This is a genomic window from Bradyrhizobium sp. BRP23 (assembly GCF_020194135.1).
In the GTDB taxonomy this organism is placed as follows: Bacteria; Pseudomonadota; Alphaproteobacteria; order Rhizobiales; family Xanthobacteraceae; genus Bradyrhizobium; species Bradyrhizobium yuanmingense.
Map to the genome: position 1 here is coordinate 207571 of NZ_JADYVW010000003.1, position 24914 is coordinate 232484.

Consider the following 24914-nt stretch of genomic DNA (forward strand, 5'->3'; position numbering starts at 1 on the left):
CGGCGACGGTGCACGAAATTGGTTTGTCATCGCCAAATCAGCCAATTCCGCTCACTTTTGGATGCGCTCCGTATCGAGTGCACTACCCTCCGTGATCGCAGCTTGGTTCCGGCTTCCCTGCTCATCAATCCCAACCGCCGAAATTGCCTTTGCGGTCGAGCCCTTCCCTCCTAAACTCGACCGTCACCGTCATCGGTTCCGACGAGCCCGGTAGAAGCGGAGTAAAGTCATGCCCAAACCGGAAAGCTTCCCGATCGAGAAGATCTTCGTTCCGACCAAGCAGAAGAAGGCCGTCAAGCCCGAGACCGTCGGGGAGATCGCGGAAAGCATGCTGGAGATCGGACAACAGGTCCCGATTTCCGTCCGGCGCGACGGAGACCGCCTGGTTCTGGTCGAGGGACTGCATCGGCTCGAGGCCTGCAAGGCGCTCGGCGAGACGACCATTCTCGGTGTTCTGGTCCCGGCTGAGCTTGCCCAGCACAAGCCGCAGCTCGCCGAACGACCCGAGGTCGAGGCAGAACGCATCAAGATGGCGCGATTGAAACAGCTGCGCCTGGAGAAGGAAGCCGCTGAGGCATCGGCGGCTGCCTTGAAGGGCGTCAGGCAGTCGGAAGCGCCGCGCACCCGTCCGGCGAAAGGCGTCCGCGACAAGCCGCAGGCATCACCGGGCCGGATTGTGAAATCGAAACCGAAATCATTGTCGGACTGGATCACGCAGCAAAAGGGCAGCGGCGGCCGCTATTGATGGCCACCCCGTCATTCCGGGGCGCGCCCGCTTGGGCGCGAGCCCGGAATCCATCGGGCGGCACGACGAGTGGCGCAATGGATTCCGGGCTCGCGCTTCGCGCCCCCGGAACGACCGTTCTGCTGCGCTCCACCTTGCATGGCTTCTACCGCATGACGGCCGCAATCCTTTCGATCGCGGCCCTCCTCACCGATCAACCCGCCCGTCTCACGCCGCTTTCGCCTGCTCCGGCGAGGCCGTCTCCATCGCGCGCATGTAGAGGTCGAGCAGGCTTTCGCGCTCGTCGCGCTCGTTCTTGTCTTCCTTGCGCAGCTTGATGATCTCCTTGAGGATCTTCACGTCAAAACCCTCGCTCTTGGCTTCCGCGAAGACTTCCTTCTTCTGTTCGCTCAACTCCTGCATCTCGCTGTCGAGGTTCTCGATCCGCTCGACGAAGGAACGGATCTTGCCGCCGGGAATGGTGATATCGGACATGGTGCCTCTTTGCTGACTGAGGTCGTGAAAATGCCCGCAAAGAAATGACCAATGTGTTAACCGAGTTGCCGCACCCGATGCCATCGCGCCGCAGCGATACTCAGGACAGGCGACCACCCCGCAGCTATCTCGACCAGCGACTTCCTGCCCGATGCGTCGACGATGCAGCGGCAAAATCTCACCACATGGCCGCCACGCAAGCGACAGCCCACAATCGCGATTTCAGCGCAAACGCGACGGAGGCTCGCGGCTTCATCGATATTCAGGAGCCATTTGCAATGTTGAGTGCGGTGGACAACAAGCCACGGGGCAAATCCGGCCGGCGCGGCGGCAAGAAGAAGGCGGGACAACGCGCCGGGGCCGGCGAGCAACGCGCAAGTGCAGGGCATCAATTGCCGGATGCCCCGGCGGAGACCAGGCACGAGACCGGGCAAGAGCCGAGCCGACCGATCAGTGCGGAGATACCTTCGGCTGCAGCCTTGCCGGACGAGGCTTCCGGGATGGAGCTCGCTGCAAGCCCACCCGTCGCACCGGTCGAACCCTTGGAGGCCAGCACGCAGGCGATTGCCGACGCCTATAGCGACTACATCAGGACCTCGCTTGAGCAAGCCTGGAGCTTCCTGGGAAAGCTCGCTATGGCGCGTTCACCCGTCGAGGCCTTTGAGCTTCAGATGGCGTACGCGAAACAGGCCTGCGACTCGTTTGTCGCCGAATCCCAGAAGATCACCGAGCTGCATGAACAATTGACCAGAGAAAGGGTCATGCATCTTGAGGGGTTCGTGGCCAGGCTCACCCAGACCACGCTCGAAATCCGCACGATACGTCACTGACGACGGGTGCACATTGCGGCGCCGCGGGACGTAAGGTGGGTTAGCTGGCGGTTGCGCGAAGCGCGGTCCGCCGGCGTAACCCACCACCTCTCCGCCGCCGAGATTAAAGAGGTGGGTTGCGCTACCCGACCTGCGCTTTGTCGCGGAGCTAACTCACTCTACGCGCCTGAGGACCGCCTGGAGTTCAGTACCCTGACTTCGTGCCGGTGGTCGACCCGGTGCCCGCGCCTGTGGTTTGACCTGTGGTTTGCCCTGTAGTCCGTCCTGGAGCGTAGCTCGACGCGCCGGGGCTGGTTCTCTTCGAGGACTTCGCGTGCTGCTTCTTCTTGTGTCCCGGAGCGTAGCTGGAAGCGCCCGGCTCGCCCTTCTTGCCCATTTGCTGCATCTCATGACCTGGCGTCTTGCTCGATACGCCCTGAGCAAATACGGCTGGTGCGGTAGCCATGACAACGGCAGCCGAAAGCGCGATGATCGTTGCTTTCATGTTGTCCTCCTCGAACAAGCCCCCTCAAAGGAAACGGAATGGACTAGCGCCCGTTCCCCTCAGCGAACGTTCATGGCGCCGCGGGGCTGGACGCCCCTGGGATCGTCATTCGTTGATGAGCTTCGATCCGCTCGACTACCCTACGAAATGCGCTTTGCGCAGTCGCGGCGACAACCCATCCTACGCCCTCACGCCGCCCGCTCCCTCGCCCGTCATAATTTCTCCTTTGCACACGCGTTGTGTCTGACAGCGGCGAGACCTATCCTTGATCGGACTGCCTCCCATTGACGCCCGACCGGATGGAGAGCGCATCGATGCCTGACACGAACGACCCCAAGCCTGATACCGGCAAGACCGATAACGCCAAGCCTGATATCGCCAAGCCTGATGCGTCCAAGCCGGACGAGGCGCGCGCCGACGGTGGGCTGGCGCGGGCCTACGACCGGATCAAAAGCGCAGAGGAAGACCTCGCGCGGCTGGACCGGCTGGTTTCCGGAATGGAACGCAACAGCGAAGCCCCGCGGACCTCGCACGCAAGCGCCGCCTCGACGGCAGCCGCCACGTCAGGAAAGAAGACGCCGACGCCGGAAGCCAAGGTTCTAAACACCAAGGTACGCGATCAGGGCCTGAGGGGAGACAAGGCCATGATGCGCGCACTGGCTATTCTCGTGATGGCGATCGGCCTCCTCGGTGCCGCCGTCGCATCGCAATATGGCGACGAGGCGACATCGATCGGCAAGTCCATCATGGCGCGATGGGCTCCACCCGCGAGCGCACCCCCGCAAGCGACCGCCGCGGAAAGTCCGGAGCAGCCGGCGACGGTGCTGCGGGCGGCCGCGGATGAGCCGAGCCCGGTGCCGGCGCCGCCGGGGCCCAAGGACACCGAAAGCGCCCCGAAGCCTGCCGCCACGGCGGCCGAGCCGTCATCGTCCGAGCTCGCGCAATCGCTCAAGGCCATCACGAGCGAGCTTGCGAATATCAACGACAAGCTCGAGCAGCTGAAGAGCCGCAGCGAGCAGACCCTGCGCGACCAGGCCGCCACCATCGAGCAGCTCAAGGCCGCGCAGGAGAAGGACGCGGCGGACAATGCCCGCCTCGCCGCGCAGGTCCAGGCGTTGCAAACGCAATTGAGCGCGTCATCGGCGCCATCCGCCTCTGCACCCGCCAAGCCCGTCGTGCGCAGCGTGGTGAGCAACGACACGGCTGCGCGTGCCCGGGCGCACCTACCGGACGCCGCGCCACGGCGGCCGAGGCCGCCGCCGCGAGGCCCCTGGATGCCGCCGCGCTATATGGCCGACCCTTACTATTACGGCGATCCGGATTGGTGAGCCCGTTTCGAAGGCGCGATTGGATTTGAAGTGCGTAGGGTGGGTTAGCCTGCGGCGGCGCGAAGCGCAGTCCGCTGGCGTAACCCGCCTCTTTGATTTCCGCGGAGGCAGAGGTGGTGGGTTACGCTGCGCGAACTGCGCCTCGCGCAGTCGCGCAGCTAACCCACCCTACGCACCCACGCTCCCCTCAGCGTATCTCGCTCATCGTCACCTTGGCCGCGATCCCCGTCAGCTCGGGCTCTTGCGGCGCAAGCTCCTCATCGGAAGGGCCGACCGAGACTTCAGCCATTCTGCGTTTGACCTGTTCGCAGGTCTTGCGAACGTCTTCGGTGAACAGCGCGCATTCTTCGATACGCTTGAAGATCTTGCGTCCCTCTTCACGATAGCCTGCCGCCGTTTCTCGCATGAAGGCGATCGCATCATGAACCTGGGCCGTCAGCGCCTCGCATTTTTGCGCGGCGTCGATCAACTCGGTGCCCATGGCCTCGATCTCTTTTGCAGCGGACTCATAGTCGCGAATGACCGCTTCTGCACTGAGCGCACCGACCCGGGACACCCCCGCGGTGTGCTCGACGTAATCAGGCAGATTAACTGAAGTAATGGAGCTCCCCGACCGGATCGAAGTGATGTCGGCTTCGAGTTGGACCAAGTTCACTCCGTCCCGTCTGTGCAATTGTTCGACACTTGCCATGACTGTCCTCCCAATACGCGCAAAGAAACCCCAAGCAGTATTGGGTTTATTACGGGGATAAATGCCGTTCTACCTCTATGTATTCTTGACAGTCTTCACTTTGCCACTTTTACCCAATCGCCAACTCTGCACGCAGAGACGGCGAGCCATCAAACTTCAATTTATCCGCGCACCTGTTCGAAGTGCACTCCCCGCCGCATCGGCGCCGGGCCATGGCGGGCACGATTACGTTCCGGGGGAGCGACGGTCGTCGGCGTCGAAGGCATTTCCGACGGCGGCTGGCGCAGGCTCGCCCCGCCCTGCATCCGCAGCACGATGGCGGCCGGCATCGCCCGCCGCAAAAATATCGTGCACCAGCCCGAGCTTCCCCAGCCCCAGGATGATCAGCCCGTTGATGTCCACCTCGTACCAGGCGTGCGAGATGTAGGCGTCGCGCGGAAAGCGGTGATGGTTGTTGTGCAGCCCCTCGCCGAAGGTGAGCAGCGTGGTCACCAGCTCGTTGGTGGTGCCGTCATGGGTCTCGAAGCGGCGGTAGCCCCAGCGGCCGTCGCTGTGACAGACCGAGTTGACCAGCGAGGTCGCCATGGTCATGAGGTAGCTGCGGAACAGGCCGGCGAACAGGATGCAGCCGATCATCGTGCGCACGCCGCCAAACGCGTAGCCGATGGCGCCCGGAATGATCAGCGCCGACAGCGCGTACCAGTACCAGCGCGTCCTGGTGAAGAACATCGCGATCGGGTCGGCCAGGATGTCCTTGGCGTAGTAGCTGGCATCGGTGGTCTCGCGGTCCCACACCCAGCCGCCTTGCGCATGCGTCATGCCCTTGGCGAAACTGGTATAGGGATGGCCGCCGCCGTCGTAATAGGGGCTGTGCACGTCGCCGGGCCGGTCGGAGTGCAGATGGTGCCGCCGATGGTTGCTCACCCATTTCAGGATCGAGCCCTGCACCGCCATGGTCGCGAGCGCGGCGAAGATCGTCCGCATCACCGGACCGCAGCGGAAGCTGCGGTGCACGAAGTAGCGATGCATGAAGCCGATGCCGATCGTGGACATGATGAACGTGCCCGCGAACACCGAGACTTCGACCCAGCCGATGCCTTGCCAGAAGGCCCAGACCAGCGCCGCGATCGAGCCGCCGACCATGATGGCGAACGAGATGTAGGAATCGCGAAACTTGGCGTCGACCACCGGACCTTCGGTCAGCACGCCCGGCGGCATTTTCGGCTCCGCAAGCTGCTCGGACGCCACGCTCTCAACCACGCTCATTTCAGCCGATCCATTTACACTGCACTTTTCTGCAGTGCAGCGTACAACCCCTGGTTATCAGAGGCAAGGACCGGGGCGGCCGTAGGAGCACGGGCGGCGCAGCCCCGCCGCTTTCGCTTCTCTGCGATAGAGAGTGGCGATCATGACGAGCAGATGCACGTCGTGCCTCTGCTCAGCTCACCGAGCGCATGCGCCGATCAGTTTTGGCGTCGGTCGGTGCCTTCACCACCAATACGGCCAGCGCCATCCCTCATAGCGCACATAGGACGGCACCAAGGGCGGGCCGTAGGGATCGACCCGGTCGTGCTCGGGGCGGTAACGATAGCGTGGCACGATGTTGTAATCCCAAGGCGTCGGCCTCAGCACCGGCGCCGTGATGACGAGCCGCTCTTGCGGCGCGCGAACGACGACGGCTCTCCGCGTCCGGGCTTCGGCGTCCGAGGTTGCAAGGCCGCTCAGCACCAGGGCGGTTCCGAGCGCGCAGGCGGCAGTCATCTTGGTCATGCGTTGGTCTCCTTCGCGCGGAGAGTGCAAAAGGATGCCAGGCGAGGCAAGCAAATTTCGCGCGAGGTGCGGACATAAGCGCTGTGCGCTTTGGCGCTCCGACCTCTCCCCGTCATTGCGAGGAGCACTTGCGACGAAGCAATCCAGAGTCCTTCCGCGGAGGGAGCCTGGATTGCTTCGCTCCGCTAGCAATGACGGCCGAGTATGACGCAAGAGTGGTCTGGATGAGCAGCAGAAGTCCCGGACGTCGGCACCTGCCGCTCACTCACGCGCGCGGCGCAGGGCCTGATCCAGCTTGTGCCTCTGCTTGTCCCAGCGCTCCTGCTCGGCTTCGGCGCGCGCCTCGAGCGCGGCCCGCTCGGCTTCGATCGCCTCGGCCTTCGCTTCGTGCTCGCGTGTTGCTTTGTCGAGCGCTGCTTCCGCCGCGGCAACCGCCTTGTCGCGCCGTGCACGCTCCTTGGCGCGGGCGGCCTCCTCCTTGGCACGCGCTGCCTCGCGCCGTCGCTCCTCCTTCTCGAAAGCTGCTGCGGCCTTGCGGGCGGCCGCATCATCGATCTCGCGGGATGCATTCCGGGCCGTCCTGGCGGGACGCTTCTTTGACGTCGGTTTGCTCTCGGCCTTGCTCTTGGACTTGCGCTTGGGCTCGGCCTCACCTGCGCCGAGATCAGTCGGCAGCTCCGCGCTCTCGGTGAACGGGCCGTCCGAGCCGACCGGGCGCCTCAGCACCACGCCCGGCTTCGCCATGGTCGCGGCGACGACATCGGGATCGTCGGTCTCCCTGGCGACGCCCTGATGGAACAGATTGGAGCTGGCGCCCCAGGCGGCAAGCGCCGCCTTCATCGAGGGCGCGGCGATCGCCTGATCGTAGAAGCCGAGCGAGGTCTGGTAGGTCTTCAGCTTCTTTGGCATGTCGCTCCGATGTCGGCGCAGCTTTCCGCGCGCGAGCGTAGCCCGGATCGAGCAAAGCGCAATCCGGGGTCGCGCGGCACGCTCGGCGCTGGACTACGCTTGCGCTCCATCCAGGCTACGCACCTTCCAGCAACGCGTCATACCCTTGCGCGCTGAACGCCAACAGACAAAAACCGTGCCCGAACGGATCGGCCAGCATCGCGATCCGCCCATAGGGCGCATCGCTCGCCGGCACCTCCAGAATCGCACCCGCAGCGAGGGCACGCGCGACGGCCGCGTCGACATCGTCGACGACGACGTCGATATGCACCGGCGTCCAGTGCCGCTCATAGCGGCGGGGGTCGCCGCCGGCGCCGATGGTGCCGGCCTGCTTGGTCAAGAGATACACCGGTGCGGGCCAGCCGTTGAGCTCGACGAAGTCGGCGCCGAAGCGGCGGCCGACCGAGAGGCCAAAGGCTTCGGTGTAGAACGTCGTGGCTTTCGCCACGTCGGGAACATCGATGTTGAGGAGGAAGCTCATGAGCGGCTCGTCGCAAGTTGAGGCGCGAGCGTAGCCCGGATGGAGCGCAAGCGTAATCCGGGATGGTGCCGCACCCGACGCCCCCGACCGCGTTCCACGATGGCATCATGCCATTGTTTTGCCCGACGGGTCAAATCCTGTTCGATTTTACCGAAGTGAGGAAAAACCCCGAGCAATTCCATGGGGATGGCTACTGTGCATGGGGTTGTTTTCGCAACACTTGCTTGAGCCGGCCCTCAATTGCGCTTCAGGCTCAGGATATAGGCCGATAGCACCTCGGCCTGCTCCGGCGAGATCACGAGATTCGGCATGGTCTGGTGACTGGTCCGCCAGAACACCTTGAGCGAGAGCGCGGTGGTGCCGTTGCGGTCGGCGATGGATTGGAAGCTCGGTGCCTCCTCGAAGAAGCCGGCCATGTGCGGCTCGATCGCGTGACACGACTGGCACCACGCCTGCGCCAGGCGATGACCTGCGGCGACCGCGCGCGAGCCGGGCCTCGGCGCCCCGGCGGCGGTGTGAACGACGCTGAAGAGAAACAGCACCGACAGCGCGATCAGGACGGCGATGCCGATGGAGATTCGAACATTGTGCGACATCGCCCGACCTCACGGCATTGAATCGTGGAGCAGCTTAGATGTGCACCACGACGCCAGCTTGATCTGCGTCAAGCCAGCTCGCAGCTCGCGTCCTCAGCACGTCACGAGGTCGGTGTGGCCGAATCCCTTGGAATAATCGAGCAGCGAGATCACCGTCGGCGTGAGACGGATCAGCCGCACCTCGGACGGCTTCGGCATGGGCAGGCCGATCGCCTTCTGCTCGGGATAGCGCGCCATCACCAGTGTGATCGCCTTCTCGGCCTCAGCTGGATCGGTCACGGCCACCGCCCGCGCCGCCATGGACAGGCCGGTGATCTCCATCACTTGCGCCGGATCGTCGTCGATCGCCAGCGACACGCGCTCGTCCCGCGAGATGTTCTGCGCCTTCTGGCTGTCGGGGCCGCAGAGAAAGTAGATGGTGAAACCGTCGTTGGCATAGCCGACGGTCGTTACTTGCGGCCAGCCATCGGCGCGAAGCGTCGCGATCCGCATCGTGCGGTGCTGGTCCAGCAAGGTCTGGATTTTTCGTCTGAGTGTGTCGTCCATCGCTGCCTCCGGCGGTCATTCCTGAAGACACGGTACGCCCCTTGCGCGCAGTGCCGTTGATGCAGCTCAACGCGCGGCGGCGATGTTGCCTCATTGAAAGCGTCGGCAAGCATCGCCCGGTGATATCGCACCGGCAGGCGCGGCCAGCCCGCGCCGTGCGCAGCTTTTGCTTGCTTTCCCGGTTCCCGCCTCTACGGTCGCGCCGCGAACGAACGCGCGAGACAAGACCCGTCATGACCGACACGATGAAATGCCCGACCTGCAATTCTGAGCACGCCTATCAGGACCGCGATCTCTGGGTCTGCCCGGAATGCGGCCATGAATGGAGCGGCGCGGCGGACGCGGTCGCGGACACGGCGCAGGATACGGGCGTGCGCGATGCCAACGGCAATTTGCTCGCCGACGGCGACAGCGTCATCGTGATCAAGGATCTCAAGATCAAGGGCTCGTCCTCGGTCGTCAAGGGCGGCACCAAGGTACGCAACATCCGCCTGCAGGACGCCAGCGACGGCCACAACATCGCCTGCAAGATCGACGGCATCGGCGCGATGAATCTGAAGTCGGAGTTCGTGAAGAAGGCGTGAGGTCCGCTAGCTTTGCCGCTGCGCCAGGTAGAACCCGCACAGCACCGTCACGAGGCCTGCCGTCTGAAGCATCGTGGGCGGCTCGCCAAGTAGCAACCAGCCCGTGAGCAGCGTCAGCGCGGGCACGCAGGCCGGAAACACCGCGGCGCGGGCGACGCCGAGACGCTGGACCGAGACGGCGTAGAGATAGAGCGCGGCGGGGCCGGCAAGCACGCCCTGCGCCAGCGCCTGGATCGCGTTCTCGGTCATGCCGATCGACGCAATGTGGGCGAGGCCCACCGTGGCGACGTAGACCGGCACCAGCAGCAGCGACAGCACGTTGATCACGAGCGCAGCCGACACGGCCGAGACGCGCCATCGACGCAGCATCGCGCCGAAGCCGGCGAACATGAATCCGGCGAGCACGAAGATGAGATCGCCCTGAATGCCGTCGGCACCGATGTGGCCGATTGATTCCGCACCGATCACGCCGAGGCCTCCGACGATGACGAGCGCGCCAGTCAGGCGCGAGGCGGAGATCCGCTCCTTCAGCACGACCGCCGCGAGCAGGAGGCCGCCGAGCGTGGCGCAAGAGGGCTGGATCACACTGCCATGGCCGAGCGGGACGAACAGGAAGCCGATGTACGAGATCAGCGACATCACGGGACCGCCGAGCACCATCAGCACGAGCCCCCTGCCCCAGCCGATGCCGCAGAGATCGGAGAGTCCGGCGCGCAACACGAGGGGCAGGAAGGCGATCCCCGACCAGACATAGCGATGCACCAGCAGATCGACCGGCGTGAAGCCGGCCTTGAGGCCGTGCCGCGTGGCGGCAAAGCCGAGCGCCCAGAACAGCGCTGCGGCAAGCCCGCAGACCACGCCGAGCAGTGCCGGCGCGGTATCCTTCTTCTGAGCGTCGGCGCCGCTCGTCCGCTGATCCATGGATCACTCGATATGTCGGCTCGCTGAGCCGCTCAACCCACGCGGCTGCAGGGCTGTCACGCGAGGGCGATGCCGACGACGCGTGTTACAGCCCCTCATCGAAGACCATCCGCCATCCCTTGCGCGTATCCATGTATTCCCGCACTTGCCTGATCCGGTCGCCCACCACCTCGAACACGAAGCAATACTCGTTCTCGTACGGCTTGCCGCCCGGCAGCGTGGCGCGCATCCGCTCCTCCACGATCACGACATCGCCGTCGACATAGACGCCGCGGAACGTGATATCGATGCTCGAAAACAGCCTGTGCATTTCCTTGGCGATGAAGCGGGCGATCTGGTGCGCTCCCACCATGTGATCGGTATGATCGAGCGCGACGGCGGTGGCATTTCCCTTCGGCGCGATCCATTCGGCGTCTTCGGTGAAGAGTGCCGCGATGCGCTCGGGATCGCGTGACGAAAAGGTCTTCCAGGCGTTCAGTACGACGTCTCTCGGGCTGGTCACGATGGGGTCTCCGGCCGTGTTGCGATGAGAACCGCCTTCTAGGCCGCGAGGCGCGCCGCGGCTCGCCACAATCAGACTCGGTCATCCGGCAGCCCTTCCGCCGCCGCCCCCATGCGCTACCATGCGATCATGTTGAGCTTTGATGTCTGCAACGCCGCGCGCCTGCGCCGCGATCCCCGCTATGACGGCCGCTTCTTCACGGCGGTGAAGACCACGGGCATCTATTGCCGGCCGGTCTGTCCGGCCAAGCAGCCGCTGGCGCGCAATGTGGTCTATTATCCGACGGCTGCGGCTGCCGAGGCCGCCGGCTTCCGGCCCTGCCTGCGCTGCCGTCCCGAGACCGCTCCTTTCTGCCCGGCCTGGAACGGCACGCGCTCCACGGTGGCCCGGGCCATGAGGCTCATCGATGACGGCGCGCTGGATGAAGGCTCGGTGGTCGATCTCGCGACGCGGCTCGGCATCTCGTCGCGTCACCTGGCGCGCCTGTTCGAGCGCCATGTCGGCGCTACGCCGCAGCAGCTCGCCAAGACACTGCGTGTCCAGCGCGCCAAGCGCCTGCTCGATGCCGGCGATGACAGCATGACCGCTATCGCATTCCAGGCCGGGTTCGGCAGCCTGCGCAGGTTCAACGCCGCCTTCGCCGAACTCTACGGCCGCTCGCCGTCAAGCCTGCGCGCGCGGCGAGCTTAGCGGCCCGCGCCAGTGATCACGTCCGCGGTCTTCACCTTGCGCGGGCTGAGCACCTTCGCCTGGTGGACCGAGGCGATTGCGCTTGGCGCTGCGACCTGCTGCTCGACATGTGCGGCACCGAGCACGCGCAACTGCAGCGGGGAAACCGGGAATCCGTTGGCCTCATAGGTCGGCAGCTCGGCGGCGAAAGCCGCGGTACCGCCCGCGATCGTCAGGAAGGCGGCGATCGACAAGGTCTTTTTGTTCATTGGTGATGCTCCGAGGTTTGATAGTCGGAGCCTATTTAGGCGTATTTTGCTGCAGTGCGACATACACCGCCGCATTGCAACATCGCATGCAATGCATGACGTTATGCCTAATGCGTCCAGGGATTTGGGCGAATCACGCCGGCTGCGACGCGGCGCCTCCAGAGGAGCCGCTCAGCCACCAAGCACGTTGCCCCAGCCGTCGAAGAGATAGGTCTTCCAGGCCACGGTTCCATCAGCGCCGGGCCGGCTGGCGCGGCGGTAGTCCTCGGCCTGGTCGGCGGTCCAGGTGATGATCGTGTCGGAGAGACGATCGTGCAGGATGGCGGGCTCGGTGGGGTCGAAGGCGTCCATGGGACGAAGCGAGGGATGCGTCATGGCGCCTCCAACGCACCAGCCGCAACAAAGTTGCGGCAACGTCAAATGGAACCGGGCGTTGCACCTCGGCCACAGTTGCCCCGAAAAGCCCGCACTCCCCGATTTGCGCCATTGCGCCGCCACACCGTGGCCCGAACAATCGACGTGCTGCGTGCCTTTCCGTGCGACTGTTTCGACAGACTGTTTGCATCATCACTGTTCGGGCAAGATTGTTCGAGCAGACCGTTTGGAGGCAGGGATCATGAACGATCGGCGGTCTCTTCTGGTGGCGGTGTCGTGTCCCTCGGCCGTTCTCGCCGGCTGGCTGGCATTGTCTCTCTCCGCTTATGCGCCTGCGCTCATCGAAAACAGCGCCGCCAATGCGGCCGCCATCTCGCGCGCCAAGGATCGTGCCAAGGATCATGCCAAGGATCTCGGCCGCATCGACCTCGCCGACGTGCCGCGCGCTGCGACCCTTGAGGACCGCTTCGCCTTGACCGCCGACATCGCAGCCACCGTCACTGCGCTGCCCGACCCTCCCGCGCCGGCAGAGGCAACGCCGGAAGAGCCCGCCTCCACCATCAAGCTTGCCTCGGCCGACCCGGCGCTGATCCTGCCGGTGGAAGCCGTGCCCGCGCCGCCGATCTTGCCTGAACCGGAGCCCGTCGTCAGCGAGGTTGCCCCCGCCCCTGTGGCGGAGCCCGTCAAGCTCGCATCCACCGATCCCACCGAGATCGTGACGACGGACACATTGTCGGCCGCGGCGATCGCGAGCGACCCCGTTGCGCCTGCGCGCAAGGCGTCACCGCCTGCCGACAACATCGCCGTGCTCGACGAATGCTTCGTCATGGAGGCCTGCATCGACCGCTACCTCTGGGCGCTCTATCAGCGCACCGCCAAGGAAGACACGATGAAGGTGCAGGAGCGGCGCGCAGTCACCATCAAGCGCAAGGGCAAGACCGTCACGGTGATGCGCAGCTTCACCAAGCTGGTCGATCAGGACTTCACCTGGAAGGATCCGCATGCGGCCGAGCGCGCCGGCATGTCGATGATGGACTACGTCATCGGCGGCATGGACAAGAGCTTCAAGCAGAAGCTGTTCCGCATGATGCTCGCGGCCGAAGCCGCCGGCCTGTCGCCGGGCATCACCAGCGCGTTCCGCGACGACTATCGCCAGTCGATCGCGAGCGGCCTGAAGGCCGCCTCCAACCGCTCCTATCACGGCGGCAGCACGCGCGGCGGCTACGGTCACGGCATGGCGGCAGACATCGTCAGCACGCAAGGCAGCAACAGGGCGCAGCGCTGGGTCTCGACCGAAATCCTGTGGAAGTGGGTCGATGCCAACGGCAAGGCGTACGGCATCGGCCGACCCTATCTCGGCCGCGATCCGCCCCATGTCGGCCCGATCGACGGCCAGGAATATATCTCGAAGCGCGGCACCTCCGACCGCAAGGACGTTGCCGGCGTTAAGCCGAAGAAGACACAGGGCCTTGCGAGCGCCAAGCCGCCGAAGGCCGACGTCGCGCGCGAGCAGAAGGGCCCGGCGGCCAAGCCGCAGAAGTCGGCGCAATCGGCCGGCAAGCGCGCGACCTGACGGTTTACGGCTTGCGCTCTGCCGTCGGCAGCGGCACCAGCCGCATCTCGGCCGAGCCGGCGGCCTGCGTGCGCACCAGCACGGCAAAGACCGTGTCGACCGCGCGCCGTACCGCCAACTCCATTGCTTCGCCCTTGGCCAGATGAGCCGCGATCAGACCGGTGAGGAGATCGCCGGTGCCGTAGGGACGGATCGGCAGGCGCGGCGTCGCAAAGCGCGACAATCGCCCATCAGTGCACAGGATCGTCTCCACCTGCCCCGCCGCCGTGTCAGCGAGGGTGCAGCCGGTGGCGACGACGTCGGTGCCTGCCCCAGCCAGCACCGCGCAGGCCGCGCTGAGGCTCTCGGCGTCGGCAATTGCGGCCCCAGAGAGCAGCTCGAGCTCGAACTGGTTCGGCGTCGTCAGGTTCGCCGTCGGCAGCAGCCGGTGGCGGAGCACGTCCAGGATGCCGTCCGCGACATAGACGCGGCCGTCGTCACCGATCACGGGATCGCAGAGATAGACGAGCTTCCCATTGCGCGTGCGCGCCCGCTCGACGAAATCGGCGATGACGGCGGCATTGCCGGGCGAGCCGAGATAGCCGGTGACGACCACCGCGGCCTCGTCGAACAGGCCGCGCTCCTCGACTCCCCTCAGGAGATCGGCGACGAGCTCGGTCTCCAGCACCCGTCCGCGCAGGCTCGGATAGCGCGGATGGTTGGACAGCAGCGTCGTCGGCACCGCAGCGACGTTCACGCCCTCCGCCTGCATGGCATAGGCGGCCGCGCTGTTGCCGACATGGCCGTGGACCACCTGGCTCTGGATGGAGATGACGAGCATGAAAGAGGTCCGTAGAGTCAAACTTCGGGCGACGCAAGCGCTGCGTCCTGTCGCGGACTCGTCATTCCCGCGTGATATTTGCGGTCGCACGTCAGCCATCCGTCGGCCCGGACACAGCCTCCGCATGACCTCCGTCTTCAACGCCTATACGGCTCTCGCCCTCGCCATCGTGTTCGAGGTCACCGCGTCGGCGTTCCTGCAGCAGTCCGCGCAGTTCACCCGTCCCTGGCCGACGCTGGCGATGGTGCTGTTCTACGTCGCCTCGTTCTACGCGCTCTCGGTGGCGATTCGGGTGATCCCGTTGAGCATCGCCTATGCGATCTGGGGCGGGGTCGGCATCATCCTGACCGCCACCGTCTCCTTCGTGCTGTTCCGTCAGATCCTGGACGCCGCAGCCTTCGTCGGCATCGCGCTGATCGTATCAGGGGTGGTGATCATCAACCTGTTCTCGGAGACCACCGTGCGTTGATGCGCGCGGTGCCGACTCTGAGCAAGAGGTCGCGCCCCACCATCACGCTGCGGACAGCTGATCGAGCTCGGACGGCGCGTAGGCCTTGCCATCCTGGTCGGTGACGACCACCCGCCACCCCTCGCTCGCCCACACTTTCGCCTTCGCCACGATGAGCAACCGGCTCTCGCGGGCGAAACTGTACTTCTCGTTGTCGCGTTCTGCGACCATCTTGTAGGCCAATTCGCATCCCCTTGCGTCGCCCTGCACCCGGCCTTGTCGTGGCAGCGGGCTTTGGCGGCAATTCGCCGGGAGCGTGGCAATTTGGTGCCATCCACGAGGCCTGTGGCCGGCCCCGTGCCGTCGCAACAGAGCCGATCTCGTTGCCTCGGATCGGCGCTAGTGCACGCGGATAATGTGCGGGCGGCCGAGATTGATCAGGCCCTGCACCGCCGAAAGGCGGTCATTGAGGGCTGCGATGGTGAGCAGCAGATTGTTGCGACGCTCATCGAGTAGTCCCATTTCTGCGCCCGACAGCTTGGTGCCCGCCCGCTCCTTGTGGATCTCCTCGAGGGATTCGCGCAGTCCGGCAATCAGGCCGGCCAGCTGCTTGGCCTCCTTGGTCATCGACCGCTTCGCGACATTTTGCTGACGGCGCGTCTCCGCTTGGTTCTGTCTCATCGTCATCCTCCGGTGCCCCGCTGCCCCGAGTGGATGCTTACAGCTTTGGATAGACATATTACGATCGATGAAATCTGCCCGCGAAGAACTTTCTTAAATTGTACGCGCACGGAACCCGATCGCGCGGGAGCGGAAAGCCCGGCACCAAGGCCGGGCTTTCATTGCGGCTAGCCAGAGCTCGGCGGCGGAAACGCGGGCGGAACGGCCCGCGCGGCGCTTTCGGCGTCACCTCGCCGGCAGCATGAATGCGTCGAAGAACGAGGCCAGCCCGGCAAAATCGTTGAGCGGCAGCACGGTCGCGACATACTGGTCGGGCCGCACCACGACCATGCAGCCGGCTGTCCGATCGATGCCGCGCATCGTGAAGACGTCGTGGCCGCTCTTGAGATCCGGGCAGAACATCTTCTCGTAGTCGTACAAGCCGTAACGGCCTTTGCTCGGGAGCAACATCGGCGGCATTGCCTCGATGGCGAGCTCGCGATGGTCCTGCTGAAACACCGCGCGCAGATCGATCACGCTGTCGATGTCAGCTCCAACAGGCGTATATCGACGGATAGGTGACTTCCGGGATTCCGCGAGGAAATTGCACAAGGCACGAATGGCCGAGCCCGACGCTGCCGGGTTCTCATCGGGCGAGAACGCGTAGATGCGGAAGCGGCCATCGGCCCGTGCGGCATGGCCGAGATGCACCGGCTTGGCGTCCGCCAGCCGGATCACCGGCGCGGAATGGAAGCGCGTGCCGATAATGAGGCCCTGCGCGAGGTGCTGATGCGTGGCCGCGCCGGTGAGCATCGACGGCCTGTAATGCGTTGCCGTGCCCGCGGTAAAACGTCCGTGCCGGACGAAATAGTCCTGCGTTTTGGCGGCATCGGCGCCGCCGGCCTTGGCGGCGGAGGCGAGGATATCAGCCCATTCGCGATCGAAATCGATCAGCTCCTTCGCGACTGCCCGGCGCTCGGCCGAATAGGAATGCAACAGGCTTGGCGCGCACTGCCTCCGCAGCACGGCGGCGAGCTTCCAGCCGAGATTGAAGGCATCCTGCATCGACACGTTCATGCCCTGCCCGGCCTTCGGGCTGTGGGTGTGGCAGGCATCGCCGGCGATGAAGATGCGCGGCTGGCGCGTCTCGATCTCGCCCTCCGGCACGTCGTCGAACTTGTCGGTGAGGCGCTGGCCGATCTCGTAGACGGACCACCAGGCGATCTCCTTCACCTCGAGCCGATGCGGCTTCAGGACCCGCTGCGCTTTCGCAATCACGTCATCGGCGGTGATGTTGCGATTGGCAACGCGTTCGCCGACATCGAGCTTGGCGAGCTCGACATAGATGCGGACCATGTAGCCGCCTTCGCGCGGAATGATCAGCAGGCTGCCGTCCTTGGCCGACTGGATCAGCGACTTGAAGCGGATGTCCGGAAAATCGGTCACGGCCAGCACGTCCATCACGCCCCAGGCGTGGTTGGCGGAATCACCGTGCAGCTCGCGCCCGATCGACTTGCGCACCGTGCTGCGGGCGCCGTCGCAACCGACGACGTAGCGGGCCTTGATCGTCTCGACCTTGCCCTCGTTCGCGGCATCGACGCGTTCGAGGCGCACGGTCACGGCATGATGGTCGGCGCCGGCGGCCGGATCAACATTCACATCAAGCACGCGCCGACTGTAATACGGCGCGAGCTTCGCCGGCGATTTGCGCATGACGTCGAGAAAGCAATCATGGACGCGCGCCTGGTTCAGGATGAGGTGCGGGAATTCCGACAGCCCGTCCTCGACGTCCTGCACCCGGCCGCTGCGGACGATCTTTTCCGGCGCCGCTTCATCCGGCTTCCAGAACGTGGTCTCGTTGACCCAACAGGCTTCCTTCAGCACACGCTCGCTGAAGCCATAGGCGTGGAACATCTCCATGGTGCGGCAGGCGATTCCGTCGGCCTGACCGACCAGCAGGCGGTCCGGCTTCTGCTCGACGATGCAGGTTCTGATGTCGGGGAATTGCGCGAGCTGGGCGGCGAGCGTCAGGCCGGCCGGCCCGCAGCCGACGATGAGGACATCGACCTCGCCAGGCACGGCGCCCGCCGCTCCCGATGCCTGAACGCGCGCGGCAGGATCGGCGATTTCAGGGTCGCCCGGCTGAAATCCATTGAGATGGAACTGCATGAGCACCTCTCCCGCCAAATTCTGTTTGGTTATTGATCAGTATGCTGACTATCAGTATACTTGTCAATAATCCGCACCGCTCTGCCCCGGAGGAGATTTCGGTGAAAGACAACAACGACATGCCCGGACATCTGGCACGCCGCTTCCAGCAGATCTCGGTCGCGGTGTTCCTGGCCGAGGTCGAGGACGCCGGCTTCGATCTCACTCCGGTGCAATACGCCGCGCTTGCAACCATCAAGGCCAATCCGGGGCTCGATCAGGTGACGCTCGCCGGATTGATCGCCTACGATCGCACCACCATCACCGGCGTGATCGATCGCCTCGTCCAGAAGGGCCTCGCGGAGCGGCGCCCCTCCAGCCGCGACCGCCGCGCGCGTGAGCTCGAGATCACCGACGAGGGCCGCCGCACGCTGCGCAAGATCACCCCGGCCGTCGAATCCGCGCAGCGCATCATGCTGCGCGGCCTCAGCGCGAAAGAGAGTGAAGAGCTGATGCGGCTGCTGCGCAAGGCGATCGCCGCCGGCAACGAGCTCAGCCGCGCGCCGCTGCGCGATGCGCAGCTCTGATCTCGGACCATGTCCGTAATTGTCGCAGCGCACGAAACCAGGAACTAACCTTCGGCTGCTAACCTCGGCCGCATTGGGGCGCTTAACGCGCGATTAACTTTGCGGGGCGGAGTTTCGGATGTTCAGGTTCCTCGTTGTGGCCGCGGCCGTCGCGCTCTCGACCGTTCAGGCGGTCGCAGGGGGCCATGGCGGCGGCGATCCTCCTCCGCCGAAGGTCGAGGCGCCAACGGCACCCGCGAAGGTGATCCTGACCAAGCAGGGGCCCAAGCTCGTCGATCTCAACGGCATGACGCTTTACTATTATGAGCGCGACACCACGGGAAAGACGTCGAACTGCAACGGCAAGTGCATCGAGAGCTGGGTGCCGCTCGCCGCAACGGCCGACGCCAGGGCCGTCGGCGACTTCACCGTGATCAACCGCAACGACGGCAGCAAGATGTGGGCCTACCGTTATCGCCCGCTCTACACCTCGCCCGCCGACAAGGCGCCGGGCGACGCCAACGGCAACGCCACGACGCTGCAATGGCGGGTCGCCCGGCCTGAGAACTAGAGCGTGACAACGCACCTAAATTCGAACTGACCGGCGCAGACCTCAGCCGCGCCAGCGCCCGCCCGCCGCGGCCTGCGCGCTCTGCCCCGGCGGCAGCACCACGACCATCGAATTGAGCTTCACCCGGTCGTAGAGATCGATGACGTCCTCGTTGCGCATCCGGATGCAGCCGGACGAGATCGCCTGCCCGATATATTCGGGCTGGTTGGTGCCGTGGATGCGATAGAGCGTGTCCTTGTTGCCGACATAGAGATAGATGCCCCGCGCGCCCAGCGGATTGGCGGGACCGCCGGGAACGCGCGCGGGATAGGGACCGAGCCGCGCCTGGATATCCGCGGTGGGGACCCAGTCCGGCCATTCCGCCAAACGGCCGACCCGCGCGACGCCGGAGAACGCCATGGCTTCCTCGCCGACCGCAACGCCGTAGCGGATCGCCTTGCCCTCGGGCAGCACGTAATAGAGGTAGCGCGCGTCGGTATCGACCAGGATCGTGCCCGGCTGCTCCTTGCGGTGGTAATCGACGATGTGACGCAGATATTGCTGGGGCACGTTCGCCTTGGCGTAAGGCGCGTGCGCGAGCAACTGACGGTCGCGCGGCGTCATGCTCGCATCCGTCGATGGCGAAAGTGTCGTCTGCATGCAGCCGCCCAGCGGCAGCAGGGCTGCGACGAACAAAACGAGTAGAGATCTTGGCACCGCCGGCCCCCCGATAGCGGAATAACGACGCCCCCGCCGTCACCAGATATTGCCAAAATCGTGCTGAAAACAAGGCGGTGCAGGAACACATGCGCGTGTTCGGCAAATTGGGTTCCATCACCACAAAGGGCGGAAGAGTGTCGCATCATCTCCATCCCCTCGCCTTGCTTTGGTCAAACCCGGCTGGACTCGTGCGACATGGGGACCGGGTATGGCCTCACCTCGGATCAGCCCCGCGCCAATGCGGATGCCTTAACCTCGAACACTGGGCTTCAAAGGAGCTGCGATGCTCGCGACGCTGAACGCCAAGCAAATCGTCGATGAGATCGTGAAAGACACGGTCAAGGACAACGATCCTCACGACGCGGTCCAGATCTCGCCCGAGATCGTGCGGGCCTCGCGCCCCGCCAGCGTGTCGCCTGCGCTGGCGCCAGAGATCGCGCCGCGTCCGGAGCCCAGGTTTGCCCCGGAACCCAAGTTTGCCCCGCAGCCCAAGGTCACGCCGAAGTTCACTCTGGAGCCGGCGCGCGCGCCCGAGCCAAGCATCAACGTCGTCTACGGAAAATCCACTGCGGCACCGTCGATCGACACCGCTGTCCGCGTCACGTCCAGCGATGGTCCCGTGATGAAGAAGCGGTCCTCGGTCGGCAAGTGGCTGCGCGGGGCGTTCGTCACGTTCCTGCTTGCCGGCGCCAGCGTGGCCGCCAGCATCGCCTGGGAGAAGCACGGCGACACAGCAAAGCAGTTACTGGCCGAATGGACGCCGGTGCTGACCTCGCTGCTCCCGACGACCTCGTTGTTGTCTGCGACACCGCAGCAAAGCGCGCCGGTCGCCGCCGCCCAGGCTGCGCCGCCCGCAGCGGAAGCCACGCCTAACCAAACCGCAGATCAAGCTGCGACGCCGCCCGCGGCTCAGCTAGCTGCGACTGCGCCCGCGGCACCACAGTCGGTCGACGCGGCGCAATCGGTGCAATCGATGACACGCGATCTCGCCGCCATGGCGCAGCAGATCGAGCAGCTCAAGGCCAACTTCGCCGAGTTGAAAGCCGGACAGGAGCAGATGGCGCGTGAGATGGCGAGGCCTCCCGCACCGAAGCCGGTCACCGAGGCGAGGCCGCCGGTCGATCCGCGCGCACGTGCTGCCGCCCTCCCGCCGCAGCCTGCGGCGCCGCCGGTTCGCAAGCCCAAGCCGCCTGTGACGCGGACCTACATGCCGGCCTCTTCGCCCGCGCCGCTCGCGCCTCCGCCGCCGCTATCGCAGGCCGCCGCCGCCACGCCGCCGGCTGCGCCGACCACGACGACGCAAGCCGTTGCTGATGACGACGGACCTATCGTGCGCCCGCCGATGCCGCTGCGCTAGAGCATGATCCGAACCCGAAGGGCCGCGTAAGCGCAAAGTGCGCAGCGGTTTTCCGAAACGATCATGCTCAAACAACAACAACCTGAAGCGCGATGACGATTCATCCTGATCGCATCGCGCTTTAGAGCAACGACGCAGCCTTGCTGTCACGCGCTCACGCACGCTGTCCGAGTCGATGTGAAGCGTTAACTCCGGGCGATTACGGTGAGCGACGTCTCGCTCAAGAGAAAAGGCCGTCGGGATCTATGCCGGCGGCCTTCTCTTGCAGCTGCCGGTTCCCGGAGCCCGGTTCTGCTGCAATTCCATGCCTAATGATCGCGCGGGTATATTTAATAAACTCTTAACGAGCCCGCACGTTGCACATCATTTCTGCGCCATAAGCCCAGAGATTGCGCGCTCTGTTCATTCGATAGATGTCGACTCAGTGGTACCATCCGACATGTGTTGAGACTTGCACTGAAGCTCAGATCGTCACACCGGGGAATTCGCATGCCCTACTATTCTTTCGATCTCGTGGTTGGTGGTGAGTTCAAGAACCAGGGTGGAATCATCCTCGAAGACATCGAGGTTGCCTCCGATCGCGCCGACCAATTGGCTTGCGAGCTGTCGCAGGTGAAGCCCGAACTGCAGCAGAAAGGTTGCGCGGTGCGCGTCACCGATCGCGATCACAACGAGGTCTATCGCACGCCGCTCGATCCGGTGCCGGCCTGGCAGCGCTAGGCTAATCCAGCACCGGCGCCTCGAACCAGTTCGTCAGCGACAATCCGCCGTCGACGACGAAGGCTGCGCCGGTGACGTAAGCGGACAGCTTGTTCGACAGCACCGTGAGCGCCATCGGTGCGAGATCCCCGGCCTCACCGAGGCGTCCGAGCGGAATGTGCCGCGCCAGCGCGGGATCGGCGACGAACCCGCCGGCTGCGATCGCGCCGGGGACCAGCGCGTTGACGCGGATGTCGTAGCGTCCGAGCGTCTTGGCCAGCTCCTTCACCAGCATCGCCATGGCGGCCTTTGCCGTCGAGTAATGCGCCAGGTTGCGCGGCGTGCCCGCATGTAGCGAGGTCAGAAACAGGAACGAGCCCGGCCGCTTCGCCGCGATCAGCCGCTTGGCGAGCCCGCGCGCCAGGTGAAAGCCGGCATCGAGATTGACGGCATGCATCTCCTGCCAGGTGTTGCGATCGACTGCGAGCAAGTGATCCGCCTCGCGCCGCGGCGGCGAGGCGCTGTGGACCAAATGCGTGACCTCGCCCAGCGCGGAATGCGCTGATGTCAGCAGCTCATCGCAGGCCTCGAGGCTGGCAAGATTGCCGACCCAGGGCACGGCGAGACCTGGCCTCTCGCTCGCGCCGATCGCGGCACGCACCCGCTCCGCGCTGACATCCGCGAACACGGTGCGGACGCCCTCGCCGACCAGGCCGAGCGCGATCGCGCGGCCGATGCCGTTGCCTGCGCCGGTGACGAGCGCGGTGTCGCGTGTGGGATCGAACGGCGTGCTGAACAGGCTCATATCGCGCTCCGATGCTGGGGAGCGCAGGTTAGCCTACTGGGCCGATCGGCGACAATTGTGTCCCGATCCCATTGCCGAGCGGCGCGCCGGACGCTAGCCTCTCGATAAAATGGAGGAGGTCCCAGGGATGCGCACCGGTTTTCTGATGACGGGCCTGTTGCTGTTGGCCGCGCCGGCCCTCGCGGGCGATGCGCCGCCGCGATCGACCTATGTGACGATGGTCTTGCAGGCCTTCGCCGCCAAGGTCGAGTGCCCCAACACCGATCTCGCCTATCAGGACCTCGTGCAGAGGGCGCAGCAGATGCACCTGCCCGACGGCACCACCGAGAAGGTGCGCAAGGCGATCGCCTGGCTGCATACCGGCGGCAAGATGGGCGAGAAGCAGGACGATGACCTGATGGCGGAGGTCGCGATCGCGACCCAGGCGACCGACATGGACCAGCGCCGCCTCGGCATGTCCGGCTGGTGCGAAGCCCAGAAGACCAATCTCGCCGGCCTGATCCGCAGCAAGGGTGGCTAGCGCGCCGCCCCGTTAAGCACGCCGCGACGGAACCTCTGCCGCGGCCCAAAATCGTCATAATTTTTCACAGCATGCGGCCTCCTTCCGAATTCGAACAGGAGGTCCTCATGCGGAGTATCCATTTCGTTTTCGCCGGCGCGATTGCAGCCGCCGCGGTGCTGACTGCGCCCGCACTGGCGAGAAATTCCGACGCCCAGAAGGGTGGGGAAAAGTCCACCTCGCCGTCCTGCAGTGCCTATCAGCAGGCGCCGGACGGCTCGTGGGAACCCCTGCCCTGCAAGGAATCGGGCGAGCGCGCGCAGCCGCAGACACAGAACCGCAATTCCTCCCAAGGCGGCGATCGCGGCGAGCGTTGAAGGGGCTCGCGCCTTCGGATGTCAGCTCTGATGCGGGCCGCGCATGATCTTCATGGCGTCCACGATGTGACGCCATTCCCTGGCCTCATCGGCCTCGCCGCGGCCCTCGCAGGCCTGGGCCTGCTCAGCGGCCTTCGCGATGGCAGCAAAGCCGTGCTGTTCGAGCATCTGCCGGGCAAGTGTATGGACCTGGACCTCGGACATCATGGGCGCTCTCCCGTCTGACCTGCCGCGGTGCAACGCTGCCGCGGGTGGTTCACAACGATCGAGGCGCGGGGCGCGTTCCGTCCCAATCGATGTGAACGGCAAGACAAAGGCGGCCCGCCATGCCCGGCGGACCGCCTTCTCACCCACCCCAAAACGGCAGTCTGCGGGCCGCGTCCCCTACGCGACCGCCACCTTCTTGCCCTCGAAATCGTTGGGCACCTCGATGTCGACCTCGAGGGTCGAGACCTCGTCGCCGCGTTCGAGCCGGACGATGACCTTGGTCGGGTCCAGCGTCACATGTTTGGACACGACAGCGAGAATTTCCTCACGCAGCACACCGAGCAGGTCGGGCTGGCCGCGCATTCCACGTTCATGGGCAAGCAGGATCTGCAGCCGTTCGCGCGCGACGGGTGCTGTGGCCTTCTTGCCGCGGAGGAGTCGAAGCAGACCCATGCTCATGCAGCCCTCCGTCGCAGCAGCCGGTCCATAAATCCTCTGCGCTCGGCAGGAACGTGCATTGTCACGTTCTCGCCGCAGAGGCGCTTGGCGGCGTCCATATAGGCTCGTGCCGGCGCTCCATCGGCATTCGACAGAGTCACAGGCGTGCCGACGTTGGAGGCCTTCAACACGTCCTGGCTCTCGGGGATGATGCCGAGCAAGGGCGTGGCAAGGATCTCCAGGATGTCGTCGATGGTCAACATCTCGCCGCGCGCGGCGCGTGAGGGATCGTAGCGAGTGATGAGAATATGCTTCTCGACGCGCTCGCCCTTCTCGGCCCGCACCGTCTTGGAATCGAGCATGCCGATGATGCGGTCGGAATCGCGCACCGAGGAGACTTCCGGATTGGTGACGATCACGGCCTCGTCGGCGAAGCGCATCGCCATGGAAGCGCCGCGCTCGATGCCGGCCGGGCTGTCGCAGATCACCCAGTCGAACCGGCTGCGCAACTCGGCAATGACCTTGCCGACGCCCTCCTCCGTCAGCGCGTCCTTGTCGCGGGTTTGGGACGCCGGCAGCAGCCACAAATTCTCCAGCCGCTTGTCCTTGATCAGCGCCTGCGGGAGTTTGGCGACGCCCTGCACCACGTTGATGAGATCGAACACGACGCGGCGTTCGGCGCCCATCACGAGGTCGAGGTTGCGCAGGCCGACGTCGAAATCGACGACGACCACCTTGTCGCCGCGCTGTGCGAGCGCTGCTCCCAGCGCGGCGGTGGTCGTGGTCTTGCCGACCCCGCCCTTGCCTGATGTCACGACCAGTACCTTACTCATC

At 65.1% G+C, this 24914-nt stretch carries 35 protein-coding genes; 13 read left to right on the plus strand and 22 right to left on the minus strand.

All coding sequences use genetic code 11. The features are described 5' to 3' along the window. Window positions 1-229: 229 nt before the first annotated feature. A complete protein-coding gene (locus I6F24_RS08975; RefSeq protein ID WP_225125596.1) occupies window positions 230-745 on the plus strand; it encodes a ParB N-terminal domain-containing protein in 516 nt (171 codons plus the stop codon). A gap of 207 nt (window positions 746-952) precedes the next feature. Here the strand turns inward: I6F24_RS08975 and I6F24_RS08980 are convergent, their stop codons facing one another. Continuing rightward, a complete protein-coding gene (locus tag I6F24_RS08980; protein ID WP_225125597.1) occupies window positions 953-1219 on the minus strand; it encodes a DUF2312 domain-containing protein in 267 nt (88 codons plus the stop codon). Between the two features lie 44 nt (window positions 1220-1263). Between I6F24_RS08980 and I6F24_RS08985 the strand changes: the two genes are divergently transcribed. After that, entirely contained in the window at window positions 1264-2049 is a 786-nt protein-coding gene (locus tag I6F24_RS08985; protein ID WP_225125598.1) for a phasin family protein, read from the plus strand. Window positions 2050-2233: 184 nt separating this feature from the next. On the opposite strand, the gene I6F24_RS08990 is transcribed toward I6F24_RS08985, so the two are convergent. Further along, the gene (locus I6F24_RS08990) at window positions 2234-2533 is read right to left on the minus strand and encodes a hypothetical protein (RefSeq protein ID WP_225125599.1); all 300 of its coding nucleotides are present in this window, start codon (window positions 2531-2533) and stop codon (window positions 2234-2236) included. A gap of 314 nt (window positions 2534-2847) precedes the next feature. On the opposite strand from I6F24_RS08990, the gene I6F24_RS08995 reads away from it, so the two are divergent. Next, a complete protein-coding gene (locus I6F24_RS08995; protein WP_225149540.1) occupies window positions 2848-3861 on the plus strand; it encodes a hypothetical protein in 1014 nt (337 codons plus the stop codon). 187 nt (window positions 3862-4048) lie between these two features. On the opposite strand, the gene I6F24_RS09000 is transcribed toward I6F24_RS08995, so the two are convergent. From I6F24_RS09000 to I6F24_RS09030, 7 genes are all read right to left on the minus strand, one after another. Beyond that, window positions 4049-4552: a hypothetical protein gene (locus I6F24_RS09000; RefSeq protein ID WP_036033716.1), complete on the minus strand. Its 504-nt coding sequence runs from the start codon at window positions 4550-4552 to the stop codon at window positions 4049-4051. A gap of 225 nt (window positions 4553-4777) precedes the next feature. Further along, complete coding sequence (locus I6F24_RS09005) at window positions 4778-5818, minus strand: acyl-CoA desaturase (protein WP_225125601.1); 1041 nt, start codon at window positions 5816-5818, stop codon at window positions 4778-4780. Between the two features lie 222 nt (window positions 5819-6040). Further along, window positions 6041-6322, minus strand: a complete 282-nt coding sequence (locus tag I6F24_RS09010; protein ID WP_109143935.1) for a hypothetical protein — start codon at window positions 6320-6322, stop codon at window positions 6041-6043. A gap of 261 nt (window positions 6323-6583) precedes the next feature. Continuing rightward, on the minus strand, window positions 6584-7231 hold the full coding sequence (locus I6F24_RS09015) for a cell envelope biogenesis protein TolA (protein WP_225125603.1): 648 nt from the start codon (window positions 7229-7231) through the stop codon (window positions 6584-6586). A gap of 115 nt (window positions 7232-7346) precedes the next feature. Beyond that, window positions 7347-7751 (minus strand): VOC family protein, encoded by a 405-nt coding sequence (locus I6F24_RS09020; RefSeq protein ID WP_225125604.1) that lies wholly within the window; start codon window positions 7749-7751, stop codon window positions 7347-7349. A 236-nt stretch (window positions 7752-7987) separates the two neighbouring features. Next, entirely contained in the window at window positions 7988-8347 is a 360-nt protein-coding gene (locus tag I6F24_RS09025) for a cytochrome c (RefSeq protein ID WP_225125606.1), read from the minus strand. A gap of 93 nt (window positions 8348-8440) precedes the next feature. Further along, complete coding sequence (locus I6F24_RS09030; RefSeq protein ID WP_225125607.1) at window positions 8441-8893, minus strand: pyridoxamine 5'-phosphate oxidase family protein; 453 nt, start codon at window positions 8891-8893, stop codon at window positions 8441-8443. Window positions 8894-9126: 233 nt separating this feature from the next. Here I6F24_RS09030 and I6F24_RS09035 point away from each other — a divergent pair, with 233 nt between their 5' ends. Further along, complete coding sequence (locus I6F24_RS09035) at window positions 9127-9477, plus strand: zinc ribbon domain-containing protein YjdM (RefSeq protein ID WP_225149539.1); 351 nt, start codon at window positions 9127-9129, stop codon at window positions 9475-9477. Between the two features lie 6 nt (window positions 9478-9483). Here I6F24_RS09035 and I6F24_RS09040 read toward each other — a convergent pair whose 3' ends face one another. Then, the gene (locus I6F24_RS09040; protein ID WP_057029033.1) at window positions 9484-10398 is read right to left on the minus strand and encodes a DMT family transporter; all 915 of its coding nucleotides are present in this window, start codon (window positions 10396-10398) and stop codon (window positions 9484-9486) included. A gap of 85 nt (window positions 10399-10483) precedes the next feature. Further along, window positions 10484-10900: a nuclear transport factor 2 family protein gene (locus tag I6F24_RS09045; RefSeq protein ID WP_225149538.1), complete on the minus strand. Its 417-nt coding sequence runs from the start codon at window positions 10898-10900 to the stop codon at window positions 10484-10486. 129 nt (window positions 10901-11029) lie between these two features. Here I6F24_RS09045 and I6F24_RS09050 point away from each other — a divergent pair, with 129 nt between their 5' ends. Further along, on the plus strand, window positions 11030-11590 hold the full coding sequence (locus I6F24_RS09050) for an Ada metal-binding domain-containing protein (RefSeq protein ID WP_074447944.1): 561 nt from the start codon (window positions 11030-11032) through the stop codon (window positions 11588-11590). On the opposite strand, the gene I6F24_RS09055 is transcribed toward I6F24_RS09050, so the two are convergent. Next, entirely contained in the window at window positions 11587-11838 is a 252-nt protein-coding gene (locus I6F24_RS09055) for a hypothetical protein (RefSeq protein WP_036000218.1), read from the minus strand. The genes I6F24_RS09050 and I6F24_RS09055 overlap by 4 nt on opposite strands. 171 nt (window positions 11839-12009) lie before the next feature. Further along, window positions 12010-12213 carry a hypothetical protein gene (locus I6F24_RS09060; RefSeq protein ID WP_025035973.1) on the minus strand — a complete coding sequence of 68 codons (204 nt, stop codon included), beginning with the start codon at window positions 12211-12213 and terminating at the stop codon, window positions 12010-12012. A 241-nt stretch (window positions 12214-12454) separates the two neighbouring features. Between I6F24_RS09060 and I6F24_RS09065 the strand changes: the two genes are divergently transcribed. After that, window positions 12455-13786 (plus strand): hypothetical protein, encoded by a 1332-nt coding sequence (locus I6F24_RS09065; RefSeq protein WP_225141739.1) that lies wholly within the window; start codon window positions 12455-12457, stop codon window positions 13784-13786. 4 nt (window positions 13787-13790) lie between these two features. Here I6F24_RS09065 and pdxY read toward each other — a convergent pair whose 3' ends face one another. Next, a complete protein-coding gene (gene pdxY / locus I6F24_RS09070; protein WP_225149537.1) occupies window positions 13791-14606 on the minus strand; it encodes a pyridoxal kinase in 816 nt (271 codons plus the stop codon). A 124-nt stretch (window positions 14607-14730) separates the two neighbouring features. Between pdxY and I6F24_RS09075 the strand changes: the two genes are divergently transcribed. Next, the gene (locus I6F24_RS09075; RefSeq protein WP_036000232.1) at window positions 14731-15075 is read left to right on the plus strand and encodes a multidrug efflux SMR transporter; all 345 of its coding nucleotides are present in this window, start codon (window positions 14731-14733) and stop codon (window positions 15073-15075) included. A 42-nt stretch (window positions 15076-15117) separates the two neighbouring features. Here I6F24_RS09075 and I6F24_RS09080 read toward each other — a convergent pair whose 3' ends face one another. The 3 genes from I6F24_RS09080 to I6F24_RS09090 form a co-directional block, all read right to left on the minus strand. Continuing rightward, window positions 15118-15324: a hypothetical protein gene (locus tag I6F24_RS09080; RefSeq protein ID WP_036000235.1), complete on the minus strand. Its 207-nt coding sequence runs from the start codon at window positions 15322-15324 to the stop codon at window positions 15118-15120. A gap of 129 nt (window positions 15325-15453) precedes the next feature. Beyond that, entirely contained in the window at window positions 15454-15735 is a 282-nt protein-coding gene (locus I6F24_RS09085; RefSeq protein ID WP_036000293.1) for a hypothetical protein, read from the minus strand. Between the two features lie 225 nt (window positions 15736-15960). Next, window positions 15961-17883 (minus strand): FAD-binding monooxygenase, encoded by a 1923-nt coding sequence (locus I6F24_RS09090; RefSeq protein ID WP_225149536.1) that lies wholly within the window; start codon window positions 17881-17883, stop codon window positions 15961-15963. A gap of 101 nt (window positions 17884-17984) precedes the next feature. Between I6F24_RS09090 and I6F24_RS09095 the strand changes: the two genes are divergently transcribed. Both I6F24_RS09095 and I6F24_RS09100 read left to right on the plus strand, forming a co-directional pair. After that, complete coding sequence (locus tag I6F24_RS09095; RefSeq protein WP_225125612.1) at window positions 17985-18449, plus strand: MarR family transcriptional regulator; 465 nt, start codon at window positions 17985-17987, stop codon at window positions 18447-18449. 118 nt (window positions 18450-18567) lie between these two features. Further along, window positions 18568-18999: a hypothetical protein gene (locus I6F24_RS09100; RefSeq protein WP_036000243.1), complete on the plus strand. Its 432-nt coding sequence runs from the start codon at window positions 18568-18570 to the stop codon at window positions 18997-18999. Window positions 19000-19041: 42 nt separating this feature from the next. On the opposite strand, the gene I6F24_RS09105 is transcribed toward I6F24_RS09100, so the two are convergent. Next, entirely contained in the window at window positions 19042-19638 is a 597-nt protein-coding gene (locus I6F24_RS09105) for a L,D-transpeptidase (protein ID WP_167361659.1), read from the minus strand. 343 nt (window positions 19639-19981) lie between these two features. On the opposite strand from I6F24_RS09105, the gene I6F24_RS09110 reads away from it, so the two are divergent. Together I6F24_RS09110 and I6F24_RS09115 are read left to right on the plus strand one after the other, a co-directional pair. Then, window positions 19982-21055: a hypothetical protein gene (locus I6F24_RS09110; RefSeq protein ID WP_225149535.1), complete on the plus strand. Its 1074-nt coding sequence runs from the start codon at window positions 19982-19984 to the stop codon at window positions 21053-21055. Between the two features lie 489 nt (window positions 21056-21544). Then, window positions 21545-21775, plus strand: coding sequence for a hypothetical protein (locus I6F24_RS09115; protein ID WP_057029028.1), 231 nt, complete (start codon window positions 21545-21547; stop codon window positions 21773-21775). A 1-nt stretch (window position 21776) separates the two neighbouring features. Here I6F24_RS09115 and I6F24_RS09120 read toward each other — a convergent pair whose 3' ends face one another. Next, a complete protein-coding gene (locus I6F24_RS09120; protein ID WP_036000254.1) occupies window positions 21777-22559 on the minus strand; it encodes an SDR family oxidoreductase in 783 nt (260 codons plus the stop codon). A 127-nt stretch (window positions 22560-22686) separates the two neighbouring features. On the opposite strand from I6F24_RS09120, the gene I6F24_RS09125 reads away from it, so the two are divergent. Beyond that, window positions 22687-23079, plus strand: a complete 393-nt coding sequence (locus I6F24_RS09125; protein WP_036000295.1) for a hypothetical protein — start codon at window positions 22687-22689, stop codon at window positions 23077-23079. Between the two features lie 107 nt (window positions 23080-23186). Beyond that, entirely contained in the window at window positions 23187-23435 is a 249-nt protein-coding gene (locus tag I6F24_RS09130) for a hypothetical protein (RefSeq protein ID WP_057029327.1), read from the plus strand. Between the two features lie 21 nt (window positions 23436-23456). Here the strand turns inward: I6F24_RS09130 and I6F24_RS09135 are convergent, their stop codons facing one another. The 3 genes from I6F24_RS09135 to minD all read right to left on the minus strand — a co-directional run bounded on the left by I6F24_RS09135 (window position 23457) and on the right by minD (window position 24913). After that, window positions 23457-23642, minus strand: coding sequence for a hypothetical protein (locus I6F24_RS09135; RefSeq protein ID WP_036000257.1), 186 nt, complete (start codon window positions 23640-23642; stop codon window positions 23457-23459). A gap of 177 nt (window positions 23643-23819) precedes the next feature. After that, the gene (gene minE / locus I6F24_RS09140) at window positions 23820-24101 is read right to left on the minus strand and encodes a cell division topological specificity factor MinE (protein WP_036033781.1); all 282 of its coding nucleotides are present in this window, start codon (window positions 24099-24101) and stop codon (window positions 23820-23822) included. Continuing rightward, complete coding sequence (minD, locus tag I6F24_RS09145; RefSeq protein ID WP_036022837.1) at window positions 24098-24913, minus strand: septum site-determining protein MinD; 816 nt, start codon at window positions 24911-24913, stop codon at window positions 24098-24100. The genes minE and minD overlap by 4 nt, the downstream gene beginning before the upstream one ends. Window position 24914: the final 1 nt, after the last annotated feature.